This window comes from Halorubrum xinjiangense, assembly GCF_900102375.1.
Lineage (GTDB): Archaea > Halobacteriota > Halobacteria > Halobacteriales > Haloferacaceae > Halorubrum > Halorubrum xinjiangense.
This window is the reverse complement of record NZ_FNBO01000009.1, coordinates 1-21493: the sequence shown is the minus strand read 5'-3', so window position 1 is coordinate 21493 and position 21493 is coordinate 1. Positions and strand designations below refer to the sequence as shown.

Sequence of the window (21493 nt, the reverse complement as noted above, 5' to 3'; positions counted from 1 at the left end):
GTCCGCTCCTCTCGGACTCGAATCCCGCCACACCCGCAACCGACTTACGAATCCCCCGCGACGAGCCGGTATGAGCGACCACGACCGGACGGCCGCGGTCACCCGCGAGACGAGCGAGACGACGATCGAACTCACCCTCGCGGTCGACGGCGACGGCGACAGCGAGGTCGACACGGGGATCGGCTTCTACGACCACATGCTCGAGTCGTTCGCCAAACACGGCCTCTTCGACCTCACGGTCCGCTGTGACGGCGACCTCGACATCGACGACCACCACACCGTCGAGGACGTGGCGATCTGCCTCGGCGAGGCGTTCGACGAGGCGCTCGGCGACAAGCGCGGCATTCGGCGGTACGCCGACCGCCGGGTCCCCCTCGACGAGGCGGTCGCGAGCGTCGTCGTCGACGTCGCGGGCCGCCCGTACTACGAGTTCTCCGGCGCGTTCTCCCAGGACTCGGTCGGGGAGTTCACCAGCGTCATGGCCGACCACTTCGCGCTCTCGCTCGCGCACAACGCCGGCCTGACGCTCCACGCGACGGTCGAGACGGGCGACAACGCCCACCACGAGGTCGAGGCGCTGTTCAAGACGTTGGCGCGCGCGCTCGACGACGCCACCCGCCTCGACGAGCGCCGCAGCGACACGCCCAGCACGAAGGGCGAACTCTGAGCGGGCGACCGGCGACGCCTCCGGCTCTCGCTCCGCCCCTGCGCCGCTTCTCTCCCTGTATCTCTCCCCATCCCCGCCGATCGCTTATGCCCGCGCGAACCGTTAGCACGGGCGTATGGAACTCGACTGCGAGGGCTGTGCCGGCTGCTGTATCGACTGGCGCCCGCTCGACCCCGCCGCGGCGGGCTCCGACCGCACCGGCCCCCGCCCCCCGCTCGACGACGCCTACGACCTCGTCCCGCTCACCCGCGACGAGGTCGCCCGGTTCGTCGACGACGGCCTCGGCGACGCCCTGATCCCCCGACTGTTCAGGCCGGCCGAGCGCGACGACAGCGTCCGGATCGACGGGGTCGACCTCGCCGCCGTCGACGACCGGCCCGTCTTCGTCGTCGGTCTCCGGAAACCCCCGAAGCCGGTCGCGCCGATCGGGACCGACGAGCCGCGCTGGCTCGACGCCTGCGCGTTCCTCGACCCGACGACGCTCCAGTGCCGGATCCACGACACCGACCGCTACCCGCGCACCTGTTCGAGCTACCCAGGCCACAACCTCGAACTCGGTGCCGAGACGGAGTGCGAGCGCGTCGAGGCCGCTGGCGGCGGCGACCGCCTCCTCGACGACGAGCCGCCCGACGACCTCTCGGCGCCGCCGTTCGGCCCACAGGCGCTCGGCGCGACGGTGTTCGCCTACCCCGACCCGGCCGAGCTCGACGGCGCCGTCGCCCGACTCCGCGACGGCGAGGCCACCGCCGACGATCGCGCCCGCTTCGCCGGCGCCGCGGTCGGATCTCGGCCGGGGTCGCTGTCGGTGAACCGCGACCGCATGGCCGAAGCGTGGGACAGCGCCCGCGAGGCCGACTCGTGGCTCGGGACGTCGATCCGCGAGTGGACCGAGCGTGCCGACGCCGACGGCGACCGTGTCGCGCTCGGCGCCGACGCCCGCGACCGGCTCGTTCGCGAGGTGGAAGACGACGCGGGCGCGCCCGGCACGCCGGGCTGGGACTGAGCGACCGCGGGAGCCGCGGCGCACCCGTGTTTTCGCCTCTCGCGCGCACGCGCGTGAGGCTTACCCGTGTGCGGTCCCTTCGGATTCGTATGGTCGAACAGCGGACGGACGACGGTCAGGCCGCAGCGTATCAGCGCGAGGACGTCTCGGTTCTCGTCGTCGGCGCGGGCGCGGCGGGAGCGCGAACCGCGATCGAACTGGCGGAGCGCGGAGTCGACGACGTGCTCGTGCTCGGCAAGCGAGGTCACGGCGACGCCCACACCACGTGGGCCCGCGGCGGGATCAACGGCGCCCTCGGCACGCACGACCCGGAGGACTCCCCGGCGATCCACGCGGCGGACACCCTCAACGAGGGCCACCTGATCAACGACCCGGCGAAGGTCGAGACCGTGACCGAGCAGATGCCGGAACGCCTCCGCGAGCTCGACGAGTGGGGGATGGAGTACTCCCGCACCGAAGACGGCGAGATAGACCAGCGCTTCTTCGGCGCGCAGTCGTTCCGCCGGACCGCCTTCGCCGGCGACCACACGGGCGAGTCGCTTTTGAACACCCTCGTGGACCGCGCACAGGAGCTGTCGGTCCCCTACCGCGAGAACGTGATGATCACGAAGCTGGTCTCCGACGGCGAGGCGGTGTACGGCGCCGTCGGGTTCGACATGGACGACGGCGAGTTCGTCCTGTTTAACGCCGGCACCGTCGTCCTCGCCGCCGGCGGCCACGCCGCCATCTACGACCGGCACACCTCCAGAGACGACGAGAACAACGGCGACGGGGCGGCGCTGGCGTCCGACGCCGGCGCGTCGCTGATGGACATGGAGTTCATGCAGTTCCACCCGACCGGGATGGCCGTCGACGAGAGCGACCCCGACTGGGCGCCGTGGAGCGGCCGCCTCGTGACCGAGGCGGTCCGCGGCGAGGGCGGCCGGCTGTTCAACAGTGAGGGCGAGCGCTTCATGGAGCGGTACTCCCCGGACCAGATGGAGCTGGACGCTCGCGACGTGGTCGCTCGGGCGATCGCACAGGAGGTCGCCGAGGGGCGCGGCACGGAGAACGGCGGCGTCTACCTCGACATCTCTCACCGCGACGCCGACTTCATCCGCGAGCGGCTCCCCCGGATGTACGAGCGCTTCGACGACCTCGGCGTGGACATGGCCGAAGAGCCCGTCGAGGTGGCGCCGACCTCTCACTACGGGATGGGCGGCGTCGCCGTCGACGACGGCGGCGAGACCGACGTGGACGGGCTCTTCGCCATCGGGGAGACGATGGCCGGCGTCCACGGTGCGAACCGGCTCGGCGGCAACTCGCTGGCCGAGACCGTCGCGTACGGCGTCGTCGCCGGCGAGCGGATCGCCGACCGCGTCGACGGCCCGGGCGAGGTGCCCGACTCGCTCCGCGAGGACCTCGTCGAGCCGCACTTCGGCGACCTACGCGCCATGGCGAACAACGACGGCGCCCACGACGTCGACGCGGTGCTCGCCGACCTCCGCGAGCTGATGTGGGACCACGCGGGCATCCTCCGCGACGAGCCGTCGCTCAGGGAGGGCCTCGACCGGCTCGCCGCCGTCCGCGACCGCGCCGCGGACATGCGCGTCGGCCCGGTCACGAGCGAGTCGTTCGAGTTCGCGGTCGACGTCGGCTTCACCCTCGTCGCCGCCGAGGCGGTGCTCCGCGGTGCGCTCGAACGCGAGGAGTCGCGCGGCGCTCACTACCGCACCGATCACCCCGACACGGACCCCGACTGGCGGCGGAACGTCTACTTCGACGCGGCCGACGTGGGCGGCATGACGGTCCGGACCGAACCGGTCGACGACCCGAGCGAGGCCGTCCAGGCCGCGCTCGACGAGGGTCACGAGCTGGACTACCACCAGCTGGAGTAGCCCGCCGACCGCCCCGACTCACCCGCCTCGCTTCCGATACCAGACCCGTTCGCCGACCGGCGACTCGCCCTCGTCGATCGGCAGTCGGCTCACGAACAGGTCGCGGACGGCGAAGGTGATCGTGAGTTCGACGGACTCGCTGCCGTCCGATCCCTCGTTTTCGCCTTCAGTTTCATCCGGTTCGCCCGGCCGAACCGTCACGACGCAGTGGCCGTCGCGCTCGTCGATCGACTCGATCACGCCGACCGACCAGCGGTCGACGTGATGCGACGGCGCTCGGGCGTGGACGCGGTCGTGGTTCACGGCCGACTCGCCCCCGCGTCGCTCTCCTTGCCCGCGACGTCCGCGACGCGTCGCACCGCGAGCGCGCCCTCGCAAGTGCACTCCGCCTCGCACTTCGGGCACTCCGCGACGGGTCGCTCGATCGGGTCGCGGTGAACCGTCTCGTACCCGTGCGCGTCGAACAGCTTCTCCGGCGAGTCCTCTCCGCCGTGGTACCACGAGTCCGCGAGGAACAGGTCGACGCCCCGCTCGGTGCCGACCGCGTGGAGCCGTTCGAGCAGTCGGCTCCCGATCCCTCGGCCGGTCGCGTCGTCCCGGACGTACCCCATCTCTAAGTGGCCGTACAGCCCCGCCGCGGGGAGCAGGTCGGAGTCGTCGAAGAAGTACATCTCGTCGGCGACGGCGGCCGGGTCGTCGAACTCGCGGAGCGCCATCACACCGAGAATCGCATCGTCGGGGTCGCTCCCGTCGCCGTCCTCCCCCATATCTTCGCCGTCGCTCCCGTCACCGTCCTCCCCCATATCTTCGCCGTCGCTCCCGTCGCCGTCTTCCCCCGCGTCCGCAGCGTCGCCCTCGACCGCGACCAGCACGTGGTACGTCGGGTCGTCGAGCCCGAGGTCGACGCCGTAGGAGCTCCCCTCGCTGAAGTGCGAGGTGATGAGCGCCTCCAGCGGCTCGGCGTCGCCCGGCCGCGGGTCGCGGATCGCGATCTCGTCCATTGTCGGAGGGACGCGGCCGCCGACAAAGAGCGGTGCGGTGTCGGAACCGACCGCGCTGCCGGGCCCCTCAGCCGCCGACGCCCGGCCGCCAGACGCCCTGCCGCCGGTCGAGCCACGCGACGACGACGACGTGCGGGAGCGTCATGGCGGCGATGGCGACCAGCGACACGGCCAACAGGTCGCCGGGCGCCGCCACGCCGGCGGGGACCGAGATCCCGACGGCGCCCACGACGAGGAAGCCGCCGAGGGTGAGCGGCGCGGCGTCGCGGCCGAAGCGGGCGAGCGCGCCGACCGCGTCGCCGGCGGACGCCACGCTCGCGGCCTCGGGGTCGACGAGGACGAGGCGGCCGACGTGGCGAAGCGCGTGCCAGACGGCGAAGTACACCCCGATCGCGAACACCGGCGCCGCGAGCAGGAACCACGCCCACAGCACCGCGAGTTCGCCGACGTCGCGGCGCCAGCCGCCCGGGTCGCGCCCGTCTCGGACCCGGCGGTAGCCGAGGGCGACCGACGCCAGCGTCGCGGCCGCCATCCCGACGCCGACCCCGATTCGGACCGCGGGCGCGAACAGCGGGTCGACCGCGGTCGCGGCCGCGCCCGCGTCGACGAGGAACAGCCCGACGATCCACTCGGCCACCAGCCGGTACTCCTCGGGGTGCGAGAGGAGCGGCACGCCCATCGGGAGCCCGCCGCGGACGACGAGCGCCAGCCACCGCTCCGCCGACGAGGGCAGGTGGTCGACGCCCGCGATCGCGAGCGTCGCCACGTCGCCCTGCCCCCAGTGGAGCCAGGTGAGCGCGATGAACCCGACGAACGCGGCCACGGGCGCGGCGAAGAACGCGGCGACGACCGCGGCGCCGAGGACCGCGTAGACGACCGAGACGACCGCTATCGACCGGCCGAGCGACACGTCGGGCGCGGCCCGGAGGGGGACGAGGTGGTCGACCGCGCCGTGGGCCATCCCGACGACGAGGGTGCCGAGCGCGAACGTCGCGACGCCGACTTCGACCGGAAACAGGGGGGTAACGGCGCCGATCGGCAACAGCGCGGCCAGCGCCAGCGCCGGGCGCCGCGCGAACCAGCGGTCGACCCGTTCGCTCGCGGCGTCGAATTCGGCCCCACTCCCGCCCTCCTCCGCCGGCGGCGTCACCCCGCGCTCGCGGGCCTCGGCGGAACCGGGTTCGGCCGCGCTCGTCGACGCCGAGGACGCCTCAGTCATCGACCACGTCGGGGTCCGGGTCGGTCGGTGGCTCGGGGGACGGGACGTCGCGCTCGGCCTCGGCCGACGGCGACGGCTCGGCGACCGCGCCCCGGCGGTCGTTCCAGTCGAGCACCCACTCGAAGAGGACGAGGCCGTTGACGGTCATCACGCCGGCCGCGGCGAAGAACAGCATCTCCTCGATCGGGAGCCCCAACACGGCGATTCCGGTGGTGTACTCGGTCGAGAGCTGCCACGTCCCCATCGCGATCGCGATCCGGTCGGCGACCCAGAAGTACGCGGCCGGGAGCAGCGTCGCCGCGAGCCACATCTTGGGCGTCCGGACGAGGTACCCCCCGCCGACCGCCCACTGGAGCGCGACGACGGGGCCGACCCACGCGATCAGCCCGCCGAGGTAGAGGTACGAGGGGTCGAGGGTCGTGAGCCAGAGCCCGCCGCCGACCATCGCGACGCCCGCGACGACCCCGGCGATCCGGGGGGCGCGGTCGAAGTCGCCCTCGCGGAACGTCGGGTCGAACCCGATCAGGTGGAGCGCGAACGCGGTGACGACCGTCTGAATGGTGAAGAAGAGGTACTCGCCGAGGGGGATCGACAGCGCCCGGACGAGCACCGCGCCGTCGGCGTACCACCACGCCCCCTGCCGGATCATGTAGCTGATCCACGGCGTCGTGTAGAGGTACGCGATGGCGACGAGGATCGCGATGCCGACCGTCGCGCGCCGCTGCCGGACGGCGTCGTACCGGGGCGCGAGGTACCACAGAAGCCCCAACACGGGGAGGCTGAAGACGAGGTGGAACTGGAGATACGTCAGCGTCGGTAGCATCGGATCACCCCGGCGGAGACGCTCATACGATAGTGTTCGGTTCGTCGTTGATTAACCCTTGAGCCCAACGTGGTCAGGTATCGGGCGCTCGCCGTGAGCGCCTCGGACTGCCCGCGGCCGCCTCGGCCTGCCCGCGCCCGCCTCGCGCTCCGCCTCGCGCTCCGCCTCACTCTCCGTCCGCGAGCACGCCGTGCGCCTCCAGCACCTTCCCGAGCCGGTACATGGAGGCGACGACCGAATCGCAAACGGGCCGCACCGCGTTCTTCGGCACGAAGCCGACGGCGAGCCCCGCGACCTCCAGCATCGGGAGGTCGTTCGCGCCGTCGCCGACCGCCACCGTCTCGCGCAGCGGCACGCCGACCTCGGCCGCGAGGGCTTCGAGCGCGTCGTCTTTCGTCCCCTCGATGAGCGGCCCCTCGGCCTCGCCGGTGAGCGCGCCGTCCGGCCCGGTCGGGAGCCGGTTGGCGACGATCGTGTCGACCGCGACGCCCTCGCGGGCGAGCGCCGCCTCGACGCCGCGCTCGAACCCCCCGGTGAGCACCGCGACGTGGTGCCCCGCTTCCCGGAGGCGCTCGATGAGTCGCGCGGCGCCGGGGCGGATCCGGACCGCGCCGAACGCGTCGTCGACGTCCGCCGCCGAGAGGCCCTCTAAGAGCGCCGCGCGCCGGTAGAGGCTCTCGGCGTAGCTGAGCTCGTCGTTCATCGCCCGCTCCGTGATCTCGGCGACCTCGTCGGCGACGCCCGCCCGCTCGGCGAGTAAGACCGTCATCTCGGAGTCGGAGAGCGTCCCGTCGAAGTCGAACGCGATGAGACTCATGGCACTCGCTCGTCGCGGCGGGGCCTTGAAGCGCGCGGTCGGCCGCGAGTGCTACCGGCGTCACTCGCCGTCCGCGTCGGCGAGGAACTCCACGTCGCCGGCGATGACCGCGCTCGCAATGACCCCGACGCCGACGACGGTCGCGACGCCGAGCGTCGTCAGGGTCACCGAGAGCGCGGATCCGCCGACTGCGACGCCGACGAACGCCCCGACGGCACCGCCGACGCCGCCGGCGATCACCGCCAGCGTCTGCGCGTCACGCATAGGTGTCGATTTAATAACACGGGTTATAAGCGTTCCTGCCGGGTTCTCTCGGGTGATAACGCCGAGAGGTTCGAGTCCGTCCGACCCGGCTTCAGCGCGGGTAGCTCCGGCCGAGGTCGACACCGCTGGTACCGTCGGCATCAGAGCCGTCGGCGTCGCCGGAATCGTCGCCGTCCGCATCGGTGTCGTCGTCGGAATCGTCGGCGTCCGCGTCGGTGTCGTCGCCGGAATCGTCGCCGTCTGCGTCGGCGTCGCACGTGTCGCTCGGCTCGCCGTCACCCTCGCCGCCCGGGCTCACGCTCCCGGTCCGGTAGCCGGCCATGTCGAGGGTGACGTACTCGAAGCCGACGTCGGTGAGGTGTTCGTGGACGGCGTCGGCGAAGGCGGGGTCGAGCGCGCGCTCCAACTCGTCGGGCGCGATCTCGACGCGCGCGAGGCCGTCGTGGTCGCGCACGCGGAACCCCTCGAAGCCCCACTCGCGGAGCACCCGCTCGGCCTTCTCGACGCGGGTCAGCCGCTCCTCGGTCACTTCGAGGCCGGTCGGGATCCGCGAGGAGAGACACGCCATCGACGGCTTGTCGGCCACGGAGAGGTCGTAGGACTCCGCGATCGCGCGGACCTCGGCCTTCGCGATCCCGGCGTCGAGCAGCGGCGAGAACACGTCGAGCTCTTCGACAGCCCGCAGGCCGGGGCGGTGCCCCTCGCCCGGGTCGTCCGCGTTCGTCCCGTCGCAGACGGTGTCTATCCCCAGCTCCGTGGCCGTCTCGTACATCCGGCCGAGTCGCATCGTGCGGCAGTGGTAACAGCGATCGCCGTCGTTGACGACGAAGTTGGGGTCGTCCAGCTCGGAGAAGGTGACCGTCTCGTGGCGGATCCCGATCTCCGACGCGACCCGCCTCGCGTCGTCGAGTTCGGCCGCCGGGAGCGTCTCGCTGCGGGCGGTACACGCCACGGCGTCGTCGCCGAGCGCGTCCGCCGCGAGGGCAGCCACCACCGCGGAGTCGACGCCGCCCGAGAACGCCACGAGGACCCCGTCGCGCTCGGCGAGCGCGTCGCGGGCGCTCGCCGCCTTCGCCGCCGTTCCGGGGTCGAGCGACCCGTCGCCGACGGCTCGCGCGTTCTGGCTCATGGCCGGCGTTGGCGACGGGCGCGAAAAAGGGCGTCGCACGCGGCACGGGGCTCCCCGTTCGGCCCCGAACCGCCGCTCCGCGCCATCGACCCGCACGCTTTACATCGTTGCCGCGATACCGGCGGGTAGATGCAGCTGGAGGCGATCCCCGGCGTCGGCGCCAAGACGGCCGCGGCCTTGCGCGAGCTCGACGATCCGGCCGCGACCGTCGAGTCCGGCGACGTGGCCGCCATCGCCCGCGCGCCGGGCGTCAACGAGGCCCGCGCGGCTCGCATCGCCCGCGGGGCGATCCGCCGCCGCCACGACGACGACGGGCGCGTGCTGGCCACCGACCGCGCCCGCGAGCTGTACCGGGCGGCGATCGACCTGCTGCGCGAGCGCACCGTCACCGACTACGCGGCGAAGCGGCTGGAGACGTTCTACCCGAGCGCGTCCGCCTCGCGGATCGCGGAGGCGCAGGCGTTCGCGACCGACGCGATTGCGAGAGAGCCCGATCCGGCGGTCCGCGAGGCGCTCGCCGACTGCGCGCCCCTCTCTGACCCCCCGACCGTCCGCGTCCGCGACCGCTGCCTCGCGACCGCCGACGCCGAGACGCTCGCGCGCGCCGAGGCCGAGGTGCCCGAGCTCTCCGTGGAAACCGTCGAGGACGCGCGCGACGTCTCCGAGCTCGGCCGATCGTACGCGTCCGTCATCGTCTTAGACGAGTCGTTTGCCGGACTCGACGTGGAGGGCGACGTGAGCGTGCGGCCGGACGCCCTCGACACGCCGGCGGAGACCGTCCCCGAGCGGCTGCTCGCCTTCTTCGCGGAGAACCGCGAGCGGCTGGAGGCGGCTGCGGCGGTCCACGAGGCGGCCGCGGCGGCGGGCGATCCGGTCTCGGGCGGCGACGGCGACGCCGACCCCCCGGTCGACCTCGACCGCCTGCGCGACGCGCTCTCGCGGCTCGACGACGACGGGACCATCGCGGGCGACGCCGAGTTAGATCGGCTGACGGCCGCCGTCGACGACCTCGACGCCGCGGTGTCGACGGCGGCCTCGGTGGCGGACGACCGCCTGCGCGAGGCGATCCGCGAGCGCGACGTCACCATCGAGGGGACCGACTTCCTCTCCTTAGTCGAGCAGGGTGCCCGCGTCGACTCCCTGCTCGACCGCGAGCTGGCCGACGAGTACGACGCGGCGGTCGACGCCGCCCGCGAGCACCTCGCCGATGCGCTCCGCCTGGAGCCGGAGGAGGCGGAGCTGGCCGAGCGCGTCTTCGGCGGCGACCCCTCGTTCCCGGTCGATCACGACGAGAGCGCCGTCTCGCGGCTCCGGACAGAGCTCTCCGCGGCCCGCGACCGCCGCGCGGCGAAGCTGAAGGCCGACCTCGCGAGCGACCTCGGCGACCTCCGCGAGCCGGTCGAACGGTTGGTGCGCGACGCGCTCGAACTCGACGTGGAGCTCGCGATCGCGCGGTTCGCCCGCGACTTCGACTGCGCGATGCCCGAGGTGGTCGACCCCGAATCGTCCGATCGGGGGTTCCGCATCGAGGGCGGGCGCTCCCCGCTGCTCGACGTGGACTTCGCGGCGGTCGAGCCGGTCGACTACGCCGTTTCGGGGGCGACGCTGCTCTCCGGGGTCAACTCCGGCGGGAAGACCTCCACGCTCGATCTGGTCGCCCTCGTCGTCGTCCTCGCGCAGATGGGGATGCCGGTGCCCGCCGAGTCGGCCACCGTCGAGCGCTTCGAGGAGATCCACTACTACGCGAAGTCGCAGGGGACCCTCGACGCGGGCGCGTTCGAGGCGACGCTCCGCGACTTCGGCGACCTCGTCGACGGCGCGGACGGCCGGCTCGTCTTAGTCGACGAGCTGGAGTCGATCACCGAGCCCGGCGCTTCTGCGAAGATCATCGCGGGCATCTTGGAGGCGCTCGACGATCAAGATGCCACCGCCGTCTTCGTCTCGCACCTCGCCCGCGAGATCCGCGACGCCGCCGACTTCGACGTCGCGGTCGACGGCATCGAGGCCGCGGGGCTCGTCGACGGCGAGCTCCGGGTGAACCGCTCACCAAAGAAGGGACACCTCGCGCGGTCGACGCCGGAGCTCATCGTCGAGAAGCTCGCCGACGACCGCGGCGGCGAGTTCTACGGCGACCTGTTAGAGAAGTTCTGAGAGGCGGCGGTCCGCCGACAATTCTACTCGCCGTCGTCGGCAGTTCGGTAGTTCTCGACCTCGACCACTCGCCGCGTCTCGGCGTGCGTGAGGTCGCCGTCGGCGGACACCACCGGCGCGTCGAGTTCGAGCCCGACGGCGGCGACCGTCGCGTCCACGCCGTCGAGGAACGGCCCCTCGGAACCGACCGCTTCCGCGACGTACCCCGCCTCCTCGGACACTGCTTCGTCGACCGCGTACACCTCGGTCCAGGCGAGCGCGTCGATCGCTTCCTCGACGGACGCATCGGGGAGGTTTCCCACGCCGACCAGCGTCTCCGCGTACGCTGGAGCCGGAACGATCCACACCTCGCGATCGCCGCCTTTCGCCTCGTGACTTCCTCCCCACCCTACTCGCTCACGGGTGACGCGGTTCGCTCCTTGAGGGTGGGGCTTCCTGCTTCCATGACGCGCTTTGTAGACACCGAATCGGTGTCCGTAGGGAGCGCAGTCTCCACAGGCGGTGATTCGGGACAGCCCGTCCCTACTTGTTCGAGACCGCGAGAAAGAATGTTCCACGCCGCATTCGCGTCTCTGTCCGCCTCGAACCCACACGACGGACACGAATGCTCGCGTACCCACAACGGCTTGTCCGTCTCGACACCACATGACGCACACTCTTTCGTCGTTCCTCGGGGGTCCACGGCGACAAAGTGCGTCCCTTCCCGTTCGCACTTGTATTCGAGCATCCGCAGGAACGTTCCCCACGAGGCTCCGGCCCGATTCCGAGAGTTGCCCGGTAGTTCGACCAGTCCCTCCGTGTCCAAGTCCTCGACCGCTACAAGGTCGTATTCGCTGGCGTAGTACCCCGAGAGTTTGTGCAAGAAGTCACGCCGCTTGCGTTTCAAGTCGGCGTGGCGTCGAGCGACCGTCTTGCGTTGTTCCTCCCAATTGTTCGAGCCGTGTTTCTTCCGCGAGAGGTTACGTTGAGCGCGTTCCAATCGCTCGCGTTCATCGGAAAGGTCCGGCGACTCGACGGCGGTTCCGTCGCTGTCGTGGACGTATTTCAGGATACCCACGTCGATCCCAACTGCGGCAGTCACTTCCTCGGGCTTCTCGGGAGGGTCGTCAGGGGTTTCGACGCCGAGGATGGCGTACCACTTGCCGGTGGGTTCGCGTTTGATCGTGACGGTCTTGATAGTGGCGTCGTCAGGCAGATCGCGGTGGAATGTGATGGGAATGTCACCAATCTTCGAGAGCCACAGTCGCGTCCGACCACTCGTGTTTTTGAGTTTGAAGCCGGATTGACTGTAGGTGAACGATTGGTACTCTCCTGGTGCTTTCCACTTCAACTCTCCGACGTTGTAGCCGTTTTTCTTCCGGGCTTTGAGCGTCGAGAGGTTGTCGTACAACCGCTGGACGACTTTCTGTAACGCCTTCGAGTGAACGTCTCGTAGGTCGGTCCACCAGTCTTTCAACTCCGGCAGACGCTTCTGCTCGGAGTACGAGGATGTATCGTCGTGTCGGTTGAGTCGGTGGAGGAAATGGTTGTAGACCTGCCTACAGGTATCGACAGTCCTCGCTAACCGTTCGCGGAGGTCGTCGGATGGGTTCAGTCGATACCTGTAGTTGTAGTTCATCTATTCGTCGGTAGGGTCGGATATGCGGACGATTTTCACGTCCGCGCCACGCCATCGTTTCGGGACGTAGACGTGAGCGCCGTTGCCGGTGGCTTTCACGTCGCCGTCCACGACTTCGTGGCCGTTGATTGTGAACTGTCCCATGTACGGTGTAGATACATTGTAGGGACGTATAAACACTTTGGTGGGCCTGTGGACCGGTCGTTGTAGAGTGTCTGTGAGACGATGACGGCGCTGTATCCCCGCCCTACTGCGCTACTCGGTCGCTGCGCTCCCTGCGTTGCTCCTTGAGGACGGGGCATTAGCGCCTGAATTTTAGGTAAAAGCGCTTGGCGGTCGGTTCCCCGTTCAAATAGTCGACGAGAAAATTCGCGTCGAGGACTCTCATGCGTCCTCGCCGAGCCGCCGCATCCGATCCTTTCGCTCCGCCTTGGCCCGCCGTCGTTCCTCTCGAATCCTTTCGGCCTGATCGTCCGATAACAGCCCGAATCCGGCGTCGAAGTCGCCCTCGCTCCGCTCGGAAAGCAGCCGTTCGAGTACGTCGTTGTAACTCTCCCCACCGCTTCGATACCGGTCGAGGAGCCGTTTCACCCGACCGCTCACTCGAATCTGCTCGTCTGCCGTCGCCATCTCGTGTCAACGTTGACGTTGACGCGTCTTGAGCGTTGGGCACGAGAACCCGTTCTGCTATCTTTTACGGAAGTACAAGGAGAAAGCCCCGCCCTTCAGGGCGGGGATGAATCCGACAGTCGATAACACGAACCACCGACCATAGCGCGCCCGATATTCCACCAGATACATAATGATGGCATGTCTAATTACAAACGTAATGGTCACGGTGGCTGTCACCGCGAAGTTCCACAACCCATCCCTCTCGCGGCGAAGAGAGTGGCAACGCGCCTCTCGTCTCTACCGCGGTACCAAACAGTTCTGTATTGACGGATGGGAGAACGGCGACTTCAACAAATCCGTGACCACCGCCAGCATCGACAACGACCTCTACTCGGCCATCCAGAACCAAGCCATTCGAGAGGCGAAATCCGACCACAACAAGGACGGGGAGGTTCGCTACCGAGAGAGTCAACCGTTCGCCATCAACAACCAGAACTGGGAGATCGACACGACCGACAACGGCACAGTCGTCGTCGGCTTCCCGTGTGTCTCCCAATGGTGGTACACCCCGATAGAGGTGTACGACGACATTGCCGACCCCGTAGACCGACTGGTGGAGGGTGACGCTGACAAGACCCGCCTACAGATCTACCGTCGCGGCGACAACTGGTACTGTACGTTCAATATCGAGTACGACGCCGACACGTCGGGTGAGACGCCGATCGGTGTCGATATTGGCGAACGGCATATCCTCGCTGTGACAGCCTACGGCGAGGACGAGTCGATGCTCGTGTCGGGTGGTGAGGCGAAATATGTTCGACGCAAATATCGTTCCCTACGCGACTCGCTCTCGGAAGCGGGTGCGCTTCGCGCACGTAACCGCGTGGGTGACAAAGAACAGCGTCGAATCAAAGACCTGAATCACAAACTCTCCCATCGCCTCATCACGTTCGCGGAACAGTTCGAGAACCCCGTCATCCGGATGGAAGACCTCGAAGGTATCCGCGAGAACAGCTCATGGTCGGGTGTCCACTCGTGGCATTTCCACCAACTCCAACAGTTCATCACGTACAAAGCCGAACGCGCTGGGATACGCGTCGAGAAAGTTGACGCGTACCACACCAGCCAGCGGTGTTCGGAGTGTGGTTCGATGGGAACCCGTGATGGCGACCACTTTTCGTGTTCGGAGTGCGGTCGAGGACGCCACGCCGACCTGAACGCTTCAGAGAATATCGCACAACGGGAGGGAGAACCATGTACGGCGTAACAGTTCGGCTGACGCGAACCGTACTACCTCGCTGGTTGAATAGCCAGCCGTCTTCGACGCTCGCTGTATGCGGGGAGGAAGGCCCCATTGACAGGGCTACACGCGCTGGAAAGCACACCGTTGGTCACAACTGGGTGGCGACCGTTGACGGCCCACGCGAAAGCGTACTTGAGGCCCGAGGAAACGCGCAACCTGAATATCCACTTTGTGGAATCCTCGCGCTTTAGCGCGGGGAGGATGTCAACGGATCCAGTAATCGTGGTTGTCTCATTACGGAGAATCAAGGCGAAAGCCCCGTGCTTTAGCGCGCGGACGAATTCGACAATCAACTCCGCAATCCATCGTCGATAGCCGTCTGCGTTTGGAATCCTCGATTTTATGTGGGGTTCGACTATATCACACGGTGATGGTGTTCCCCACGCACGGCACGATGGTTTCACCGTCTACTGGTCTTCGACCAGCGACCGTGATGGGTAAGAAAACCAGACCCAGCCCGCCACGTCCTTCTCATGGAGACGCGAATGGCGGTGCCCAGCAGGCTGAAAACCCTGTCGTGGAGGGAAACGGTATTCCCCGTGAAACGTCCAGCGCGTCTGGATGGGAAGGCCCTGTTGATAGGGCTGTACCCGTTGTAATGTCCGTCCCCGGTCACAATCGGACGGCTACCGTCGAAGGGTCACGCGAAAGCGTACTTGAACCCAGAGGAAACACGGAACCTCAAACTCCACTTCGTGGAATCCTCGCGCTTTAGCGCGGGGAGGATGTCAAGCGATAGCGGGGATCGATGGCAGGAGTGCGTGTAGTACGTTGCTCAGTGTGGTGGCGTGGTTGTTTATAAAGAGGATTGCGGTGTCGTTGTCGACTACTTATAAGTAATCGACGCTGCTGCGGTGAGGGCATCCAAAGCCCCAGTCGTTGAGGGCGGTGTAGCCTCGCTGCGCTCCTCATTCGGTCGCTTCGCTCCCTCATTCCGGTGCTTACGTCGGCTACACCGCCCTCAACGACTGCCCCTTTGAGTCCCACCCGCACCGCACAGCACCCGCACCTCACACCTCCCCAGCCTCGCCGCTCGCTTCGCTCGCGGCGTCCCTCGCGGGCTGGCTCGCGGCCGCCGGTGGCGGCCGCTCGCAGGCGCGCCACCGCACTCTCTTTTTTAAAACTCGTCGCCGCCGCTCACGGTTCTTTAAATACTATGTCGTGGCTGCCGATCTGCGATATCCACTCCCGTTCTCACTCGACAAGCGGCCTTCGGCGACCGGACGTTTCGGTCTGGCTGCCGTTCGGTCAAAACGCGGAATTTGGACGGATCGCGTCCCTCTCTTGCCTCAGTCGTCGTCGGCCACGGCGGGCTTCCGGCGGTCGTCGCGGGGCCCGTCGAGGTCGACCTTCGGGAGCATGTCCCGGAGGTAGCGACCCGTGTGCGAGGCGTCCTCGCGGGCGATCTCCTCGGGCGTGCCGCCCGCGACGAGCTCGCCGCCGCCGTCGCCACCCTCGGGACCGAGGTCGATCACGTGGTCGGCGTTCTTCACGAGGTCGAGCTCGTGTTCGATGACGACCACGGTGTTGCCGGCGTCGACGAGCCGGTGGAGCACGTCGATCAGCTTGCGCTCGTCCTCCTTGTGGAGCCCCGTCGTCGGCTCGTCGAGGAGGTAGAGCGTGTCGCCGGTCGCGCGCTTGCCCAGCTCCTCGGCGAGCTTGACGCGCTGTGCCTCGCCCCCCGAGAGCGTGGTCGAGGGCTGGCCGAGCTCCATGTAGCCGAGGCCGACGTCCTTCAGCAGCTTCAGGCGGCGTTCGAGCCCGCGGTGGCTCTCGAAGAACTCGTGGGCCTCCGCGACGCTCATGTCGAGCACGTCGGCGATGGTCTTCCCCTTGTACTCGACGTCGAGCGTCTCGTCGTTGTAGCGGGCGCCGCCGCACTCCTCGCAGGGGACGTACACGTCAGAGAGGAAGTTCATCTCGATCTTCACGGTGCCCTGCCCGCCGCACTCCTCGCAGCGCCCGCCCTTCACGTTGAACGAGAACCGGCCCTTCTCGTAGCCGCGGCGCTTCGAGAGCTTCGTCTCCGCGAACAGCTCGCGGACGTGGTCGAACACGTCCGTGTACGTGGCGGGGTTCGAGCGCGGCGTCCGCCCGATCGGCGACTGGTCGATGAGCCGCACCGTCTCCACCTCGTCGAGCCCCTCGATCGCGTCGTGTGCGCCGGGGTCGACGGAGGTGTTGTCGTTCATCTCGCGGGCGAGTCCCTTATAAAGAATATCGTTGACGAGCGTCGACTTCCCGGAGCCGGAGACGCCCGTCACAGTCGTCAGCGTGCCGAGCGGGATCGGCACGTCGAGGTCCTTCAGGTTGTGCTGGCGGGCCCCCCGAACCACGAGCTCGCCGTCCGGCTCGCGGCGCTCGCCGGGCACCGGAATCTCCTTGCGGCCCGCGAGGTAGTCGGCGGTCACCGACTCGTCGGTCGCGACCACCTCGTCGAAGTCGCCCTGTGCGACGACCTCGCCGCCGCGCTTGCCGGGGCCGGGGCCCATGTCGATGATTTCGTCGGCGCGCCGCATCGTCTCCTCGTCGTGCTCGACGACGATGAGCGTGTTTCCGAGGTCGCGGAGCCCCTCTAGCGTGTCGAGCAGGCGGTCGTTGTCGCGCTGGTGAAGCCCGATGGAGGGCTCGTCTAGGACGTACAGCACGCCGACCAGCCCGGAGCCGACCTGGGTCGCGAGCCGGATGCGCTGGCTCTCGCCGCCGGAGAGGGTCGACGCCTCGCGGTCGAGCGTGAGGTACTCTAAGCCGACCTCCTCCATGAAGCCGAGCCGCGCGCGGATCTCCTTTAATATCTCCTCGGCGATCGTCGTCTCACGCTCGTTCAGCTCGTCTTCCATCCCCTCGAAGTGCTCGCGCGCCTCGGCGATCGACAGCTCGTTCACCTCGGTGATCGAGGTCCCGGCGACGAGCACGTGCCGCGACTGCTCCTTGAGGCGCGTCCCCTCGCACTCGGGGCAGGTCGTCACGGCCATGTACTCCTCGATGTGGTCGCGGGCGCGCTCGGAGTCGGTCTCGACGTGGCGGCGCTCCAAGTTGGGGATCACGCCCTCGAACCGCTCGGTCTTCTCGCGGGTACCGTTCTTCGTGGTCCACTCGAAGTGGACGAGGTCGTCGGTGCCGTAGAGGAACTGCCGCTGAATCGACTCCTCGAGCTCTTCGAAGGCGGTGTCGAGGTCGACGCCGAAGTGGTCAGCGACGTTGTCGAGCTGCCGGGAGTAGTAGGTGCGGTCGTAGCTCCACGGCTCGAACACGTGCTTCAGCGGCTTCGAGGGGTCCTCGACGACGAGGTCCTCGTCGACCTCCTTCGTCGAGCCGATCCCCTCGCACTCGGGACAGGCCCCGTACGGGCTGTTAAAGGAGAACGAGCGCGTCTCGAGCGCCGAGAACTGTACGTCGGAGTTGGGGTTACCGAGCTCCTCGGAGAACTCGACGACGAGCCGGTCGTCGCCGTCGGCGTCCGCCGCGAGCGACCCCGTCGAGCGCGCGTTCGACGCGAAGGGGACGTCCTCGGGCGGGTCGGGGACGATCAGCTTGAGGACGCCGCCGGCCTCCTCGAGGGCGGTCTCGACGGAGTCCGTGATCCGCGAGCGCGCGTCCGGCGAGACCCGGACGCGGTCGACGATCACGTCGATCGTGTGGTCGTAGTTCTCGTCGAGGTCGGGGGAATCGAGGGTCAGGTCGACCGGCTCGCCGTCGACCTCGACGCGGGCGTACCCGTCGCTCACTAGCTCCTCGAATAAGTCCTCGAAGGCGCCCTTCTGGTCGCGGACGACCGGCGCCGCGACCTTCGCGCGGGTCCCCTCCGGAAGCTCGAGGACCTGGTTCACCATGTCCTGGGCGGACTGCTCGCCGACCTCCTCGCCGGTGACGGGGTCGTACTGCGTGCCGATCCGGGCGTACAGCAGGCGGAGGTAGTCGTGGAGCTCCGTGACGGTCCCCACCGTCGACCGGGGGTTGTTCGCGGCGTTCTTCTGGTCGATGGAGATCGCCGGGGAGAGCCCCTCGACGGACTCCACCTGCGGTTTGTCCATCTGCCCGAGGAAGTTGCGGGCGTACGCCGACAGCGACTCGATGTAGCGGCGCTGCCCCTCGGCGTAGACGGTGTCGAACGCGAGCGACGACTTCCCCGACCCGGAGAGGCCGGTGACGACGGTGAACTCCTCGCGCGGGATCCGGACGTCGAGGTCCTTGAGGTTGTGTTCCTCGGCGCCGCGGACCTCGATGTAGTCCTTGCTCATTTCTGTTCTTCCGTTGCGGGCGCGCGCGGGAATACTCGTCGGTCTCGCGGGTGGCTACCAAGGCCCGCGCCGCGCCCCGGACGGCTCAGCGTCCGCCGGACCACGCGCCGGACGGCTCAACGCGTCACGAACTCCGCGGGCGGCGAGAGGTCCCGCCGGCCGCCGAGGGTGACGACGAAGAGGACCCCGACTCCGAGCCCGTACGCCGCCATCAGCGGGATCGTCGCGAGGAACATCGTGATCACGTCGGCGGGGGTGAACACGGCCGCGACGAGCAGGATCCCGATCGTCACCTCCCGCCAGCGCTCCCGGAACACGCGGTACGGGACGCCGGCGTTGTTCATGAGGACCATCGCGATCGGGATGTCAGCGAGGAAGCCGATCCCGATAGTGGTGTAGATGACGAGCCAGAGGAAGTCGCTCACCTGGTAGGTGATGACCATGTCGGCGAGGCGCGCGTCGGTGACGAGCCAGCCGATGAGGCCGGGCGCGATGGTCGTGTAGCCGAGCACGAAGCCGCCGACCATGCCGGCACTGAGCGCGCCCGCCCAGAGGTACACCTGCGATATCCGCCCGGCGACGAAGCCGCGCTCGCGGAGCGCGGGCCACGCGTAGTAGAGGACCACGGGGAACGCGGCGACGATTCCGAGCAGCACCGAGAACTTCACCATGAAGATGAGCGCCTCGACCGGGTGGAGCGTGATGATGTTGATCCCGCCCTCTATCTCCGCCGGGACGCGCCGCTCGAGGTCGCCGCGGACGGTGCCGAGGCCGCCGAGGTACAGCCACGTGAACGCGGCCGCCATCACGACGCCGAAGACGGCGACGATCCGGAACGACCGCGAGCGCAGCGAGTCGAAGATGAACTTGAGGTCCTTGTAGTAGCCGCCGATGTCGTCTTCGGCCGACTCCTCGTCGCCGTCCGTGAGCTCGGCGAGGAACGTCGACCCCGCGCGGGAGGTCCGGTTCTGGACGGAGCCGACCAGACCGCCCTCGCCGCCGCTGCCCCCGCCCCCGCTGTCCGCGCTCGCGCCGTCCGCGCCGCTCGCGTCGGAGTCGCCGTCGCCGTCCCCGTCGCTCCCCTCGTTCACCTCGTCGTAGCGGTCGAGGATCGCCTGCGCCTTCTCCGGGTCGTCGTCGTCGATCGCGGCCTGCGCGAGCGCGAGCGACTCCCCCTCCTCCATCTGAGCGAACGCGTCCGGGGGGGCCGCCCGCACGCCCGCGGCGTCGAGTTCGTCCACGTCGATGGCGGTCGGGTCGCCGTACTGGTAGCCCGCGCTCGTTGTGTCGAGGTCGGTGTACACCGCCCACAGCGTCGCGACGGCGGCGAACGCGAGCGCCCACGCGGCGGCGTAGACCCCGAGCGCGGTCGTCGGGTCGACGCCGAGCCCGGCGCCCGGTTCGAGGAAGCGCCGGGTGCTCCCCGCGAGCCGCAGGAGGTCGTTGACCGCGGTCCGGCCGCCGTACTCGTAGAAGCCGTACACGAGCGCGCCGCCGAGGACGGTCGCCCCCCCGACGACGTTCCAGTGGTTCCGGACCGCGCCGGGGACGTCGATCCGGTCGGAGCTCCGCTTGGCCGTGACGACGAGCTTCGCGAGGTAGAGGCTGAAGCCGTACAGCGCGACCAGCGGGAACGCCCACAGCAGCTGCGTGAACGGGTCCGGCGGGGAGAAGACGGCGCCGAACACGAAGATGGCGACGACCGCGTAGCGCCACTTGTCGCGGAACGTCTCGTACGGGACGATCTCGGCGTACGACAGGCCGGTGATGACCATCGGCATCTGTCCGGCGAGGCCGAACGAAAGCGAGAGGAAGACGATGAACTCCGTCCACATCACGATCCCGTAGGTTGGCTGGATGTCGGCCTCCAGGCCGAATTCCGCGAGGAAGCCGAACATCAGCGGGAAGAAGGCGAAGACGCCGTAGGCGACGCCGGCGGCGAACAGCCCGGCGGCGAGCAGCCCGAGGAGCGCGAGCTTCCACCGGGCGATCGGCGACTGCGGCCACATGCCGCGGGCGCGGAGCTCGTCGCGGGTGACGTAGATAAGCGGCGGGATCGCGACGATCGCGCCCACGATCAGCCCGATCTTCGCCTGGAGGAGGATCACCTCGAACGGGGTCGTCGCGATGACGTCCGCCTCCGCGGCGACCTCGGGGCTCATGTTGGACTCGGTGACCTCCCTGAGCCGGTCCCAGATGTACGTGCGCAGCGCCCAGAACGTCGCGAGGAAGCCGATGAGGAAGACGACGAACACCTTCTGAAGGTCCTTCTGGATCGACCGAAGGAACGCCTTCGCCGTCTCCTGGCCCTCTGCGATCGACCGTTGGGTGTCCTCGTCGAGGGCGCTCGCCATACGGAGGGCGAAGGCCGTCGCCGTTATCAACCTTTTCGACCGCGGGCGCTCCCGCCCGCGACGCTCCCGCTTGCGACGCTCCCGCCCGCGACGCTCCGGGAGGCTCCGGCGATCGGCCCCGCGCGTCGCCGCTATCCGAAAAGGTTGATAACCGCCCGGTTGCGTACAGCAACTGAATGGACGACTCGGACCGGTCGCGCGACGACGACTCGGCCGCCGCCGATGGGTCGACCGACGAGGCCGACACCGACGGCGCCGTCGACGAGGGGTCCGAGCCCGGCGCGTCCGACGAGGGAGCCCCCGATGCCGCCGATCCGGGCCCGGACGGCGACGAGTCCGACGGGGATACCGAACCGAGCTCGGACCCCCACGCGAGCCTCGACCCGGACGAGGTCGTGGCCGCCGAGGACGCCG

At 68.9% G+C, this 21493-nt stretch carries 18 protein-coding genes and 1 pseudogene; 6 read left to right on the top strand and 13 right to left on the bottom strand.

Annotation, left to right across the window (positions count from 1 at the left end; genetic code table 11):
• Positions 1-70 precede the first annotated feature (70 nt).
• The 3 genes from hisB (at position 71) to F3H13_RS10795 (ending at position 3547) form a co-directional block, all read left to right on the top strand.
• Positions 71-667: an imidazoleglycerol-phosphate dehydratase HisB gene (gene hisB / locus F3H13_RS10805; protein WP_149799042.1), complete on the top strand. Its 597-nt coding sequence runs from the start codon at positions 71-73 to the stop codon at positions 665-667.
• A gap of 115 nt (positions 668-782) precedes the next feature.
• Positions 783-1670, top strand: coding sequence for a YkgJ family cysteine cluster protein (locus tag F3H13_RS10800; protein WP_149799041.1), 888 nt, complete (start codon positions 783-785; stop codon positions 1668-1670).
• An 89-nt stretch (positions 1671-1759) separates the two neighbouring features.
• Entirely contained in the window at positions 1760-3547 is a 1788-nt protein-coding gene (locus F3H13_RS10795) for an L-aspartate oxidase (protein ID WP_149799040.1), read from the top strand.
• An 18-nt stretch (positions 3548-3565) separates the two neighbouring features.
• On the opposite strand, the gene F3H13_RS10790 is transcribed toward F3H13_RS10795, so the two are convergent.
• The 7 genes from F3H13_RS10790 to larE form a co-directional block, all read right to left on the bottom strand.
• Positions 3566-3850, bottom strand: a complete 285-nt coding sequence (locus F3H13_RS10790; RefSeq protein ID WP_149799039.1) for a DUF7861 family protein — start codon at positions 3848-3850, stop codon at positions 3566-3568.
• Complete coding sequence (locus F3H13_RS10785) at positions 3847-4548, bottom strand: GNAT family N-acetyltransferase (protein WP_149799038.1); 702 nt, start codon at positions 4546-4548, stop codon at positions 3847-3849. Before F3H13_RS10785 ends, F3H13_RS10790 begins: the two co-directional genes overlap by 4 nt.
• A gap of 67 nt (positions 4549-4615) precedes the next feature.
• On the bottom strand, positions 4616-5767 hold the full coding sequence (locus F3H13_RS10780; RefSeq protein WP_149799037.1) for a Brp/Blh family beta-carotene 15,15'-dioxygenase: 1152 nt from the start codon (positions 5765-5767) through the stop codon (positions 4616-4618).
• Positions 5760-6590: a lycopene cyclase domain-containing protein gene (locus F3H13_RS10775; RefSeq protein WP_149799036.1), complete on the bottom strand. Its 831-nt coding sequence runs from the start codon at positions 6588-6590 to the stop codon at positions 5760-5762. The genes F3H13_RS10780 and F3H13_RS10775 overlap by 8 nt, the downstream gene beginning before the upstream one ends.
• Positions 6591-6756: 166 nt before the next feature.
• Positions 6757-7407 carry a phosphoserine phosphatase SerB gene (gene serB / locus F3H13_RS10770; protein ID WP_149799035.1) on the bottom strand — a complete coding sequence of 217 codons (651 nt, stop codon included), beginning with the start codon at positions 7405-7407 and terminating at the stop codon, positions 6757-6759.
• Between the two features lie 60 nt (positions 7408-7467).
• The gene (locus F3H13_RS10765) at positions 7468-7671 is read right to left on the bottom strand and encodes a hypothetical protein (RefSeq protein ID WP_149799034.1); all 204 of its coding nucleotides are present in this window, start codon (positions 7669-7671) and stop codon (positions 7468-7470) included.
• Positions 7672-7762: 91 nt separating this feature from the next.
• Complete coding sequence (gene larE / locus F3H13_RS10760) at positions 7763-8800, bottom strand: ATP-dependent sacrificial sulfur transferase LarE (RefSeq protein WP_149799033.1); 1038 nt, start codon at positions 8798-8800, stop codon at positions 7763-7765.
• 129 nt (positions 8801-8929) lie between these two features.
• On the opposite strand from larE, the gene F3H13_RS10755 reads away from it, so the two are divergent.
• Complete coding sequence (locus tag F3H13_RS10755; protein WP_149799032.1) at positions 8930-10951, top strand: MutS-related protein; 2022 nt, start codon at positions 8930-8932, stop codon at positions 10949-10951.
• A 23-nt stretch (positions 10952-10974) separates the two neighbouring features.
• Here F3H13_RS10755 and F3H13_RS10750 read toward each other — a convergent pair whose 3' ends face one another.
• The 4 genes from F3H13_RS10750 to F3H13_RS10735 form a co-directional block, all read right to left on the bottom strand.
• Positions 10975-11298 (bottom strand): PIN domain-containing protein, encoded by a 324-nt coding sequence (locus F3H13_RS10750; protein ID WP_149799031.1) that lies wholly within the window; start codon positions 11296-11298, stop codon positions 10975-10977.
• A gap of 41 nt (positions 11299-11339) precedes the next feature.
• Positions 11340-12569 carry an RNA-guided endonuclease InsQ/TnpB family protein gene (locus F3H13_RS10745; RefSeq protein WP_149799030.1) on the bottom strand — a complete coding sequence of 410 codons (1230 nt, stop codon included), beginning with the start codon at positions 12567-12569 and terminating at the stop codon, positions 11340-11342.
• On the bottom strand, positions 12570-12713 hold the full coding sequence (locus F3H13_RS10740) for a DUF2080 family transposase-associated protein (protein WP_149799029.1): 144 nt from the start codon (positions 12711-12713) through the stop codon (positions 12570-12572).
• A gap of 240 nt (positions 12714-12953) precedes the next feature.
• Positions 12954-13199 (bottom strand): antitoxin VapB family protein, encoded by a 246-nt coding sequence (locus F3H13_RS10735; RefSeq protein ID WP_149799028.1) that lies wholly within the window; start codon positions 13197-13199, stop codon positions 12954-12956.
• Between the two features lie 199 nt (positions 13200-13398).
• On the opposite strand from F3H13_RS10735, the gene F3H13_RS10730 reads away from it, so the two are divergent.
• Positions 13399-14448 (top strand): RNA-guided endonuclease TnpB family protein, encoded by a 1050-nt coding sequence (locus tag F3H13_RS10730; protein ID WP_149799027.1) that lies wholly within the window; start codon positions 13399-13401, stop codon positions 14446-14448.
• Positions 14449-15773: 1325 nt separating this feature from the next.
• On the opposite strand, the gene uvrA is transcribed toward F3H13_RS10730, so the two are convergent.
• Both uvrA and tatC read right to left on the bottom strand, forming a co-directional pair.
• On the bottom strand, positions 15774-18725 hold the full coding sequence (gene uvrA / locus F3H13_RS10725; RefSeq protein ID WP_149799026.1) for an excinuclease ABC subunit UvrA: 2952 nt from the start codon (positions 18723-18725) through the stop codon (positions 15774-15776).
• 116 nt (positions 18726-18841) lie between these two features.
• Entirely contained in the window at positions 18842-21079 is a 2238-nt protein-coding gene (gene tatC / locus F3H13_RS10720; protein WP_149799025.1) for a twin-arginine translocase subunit TatC, read from the bottom strand.
• 176 nt (positions 21080-21255) lie between these two features.
• Between tatC and F3H13_RS10715 the strand changes: the two are divergent.
• Positions 21256-21493: pseudogene (locus F3H13_RS10715) on the top strand (MFS transporter); the annotation flags it as partial.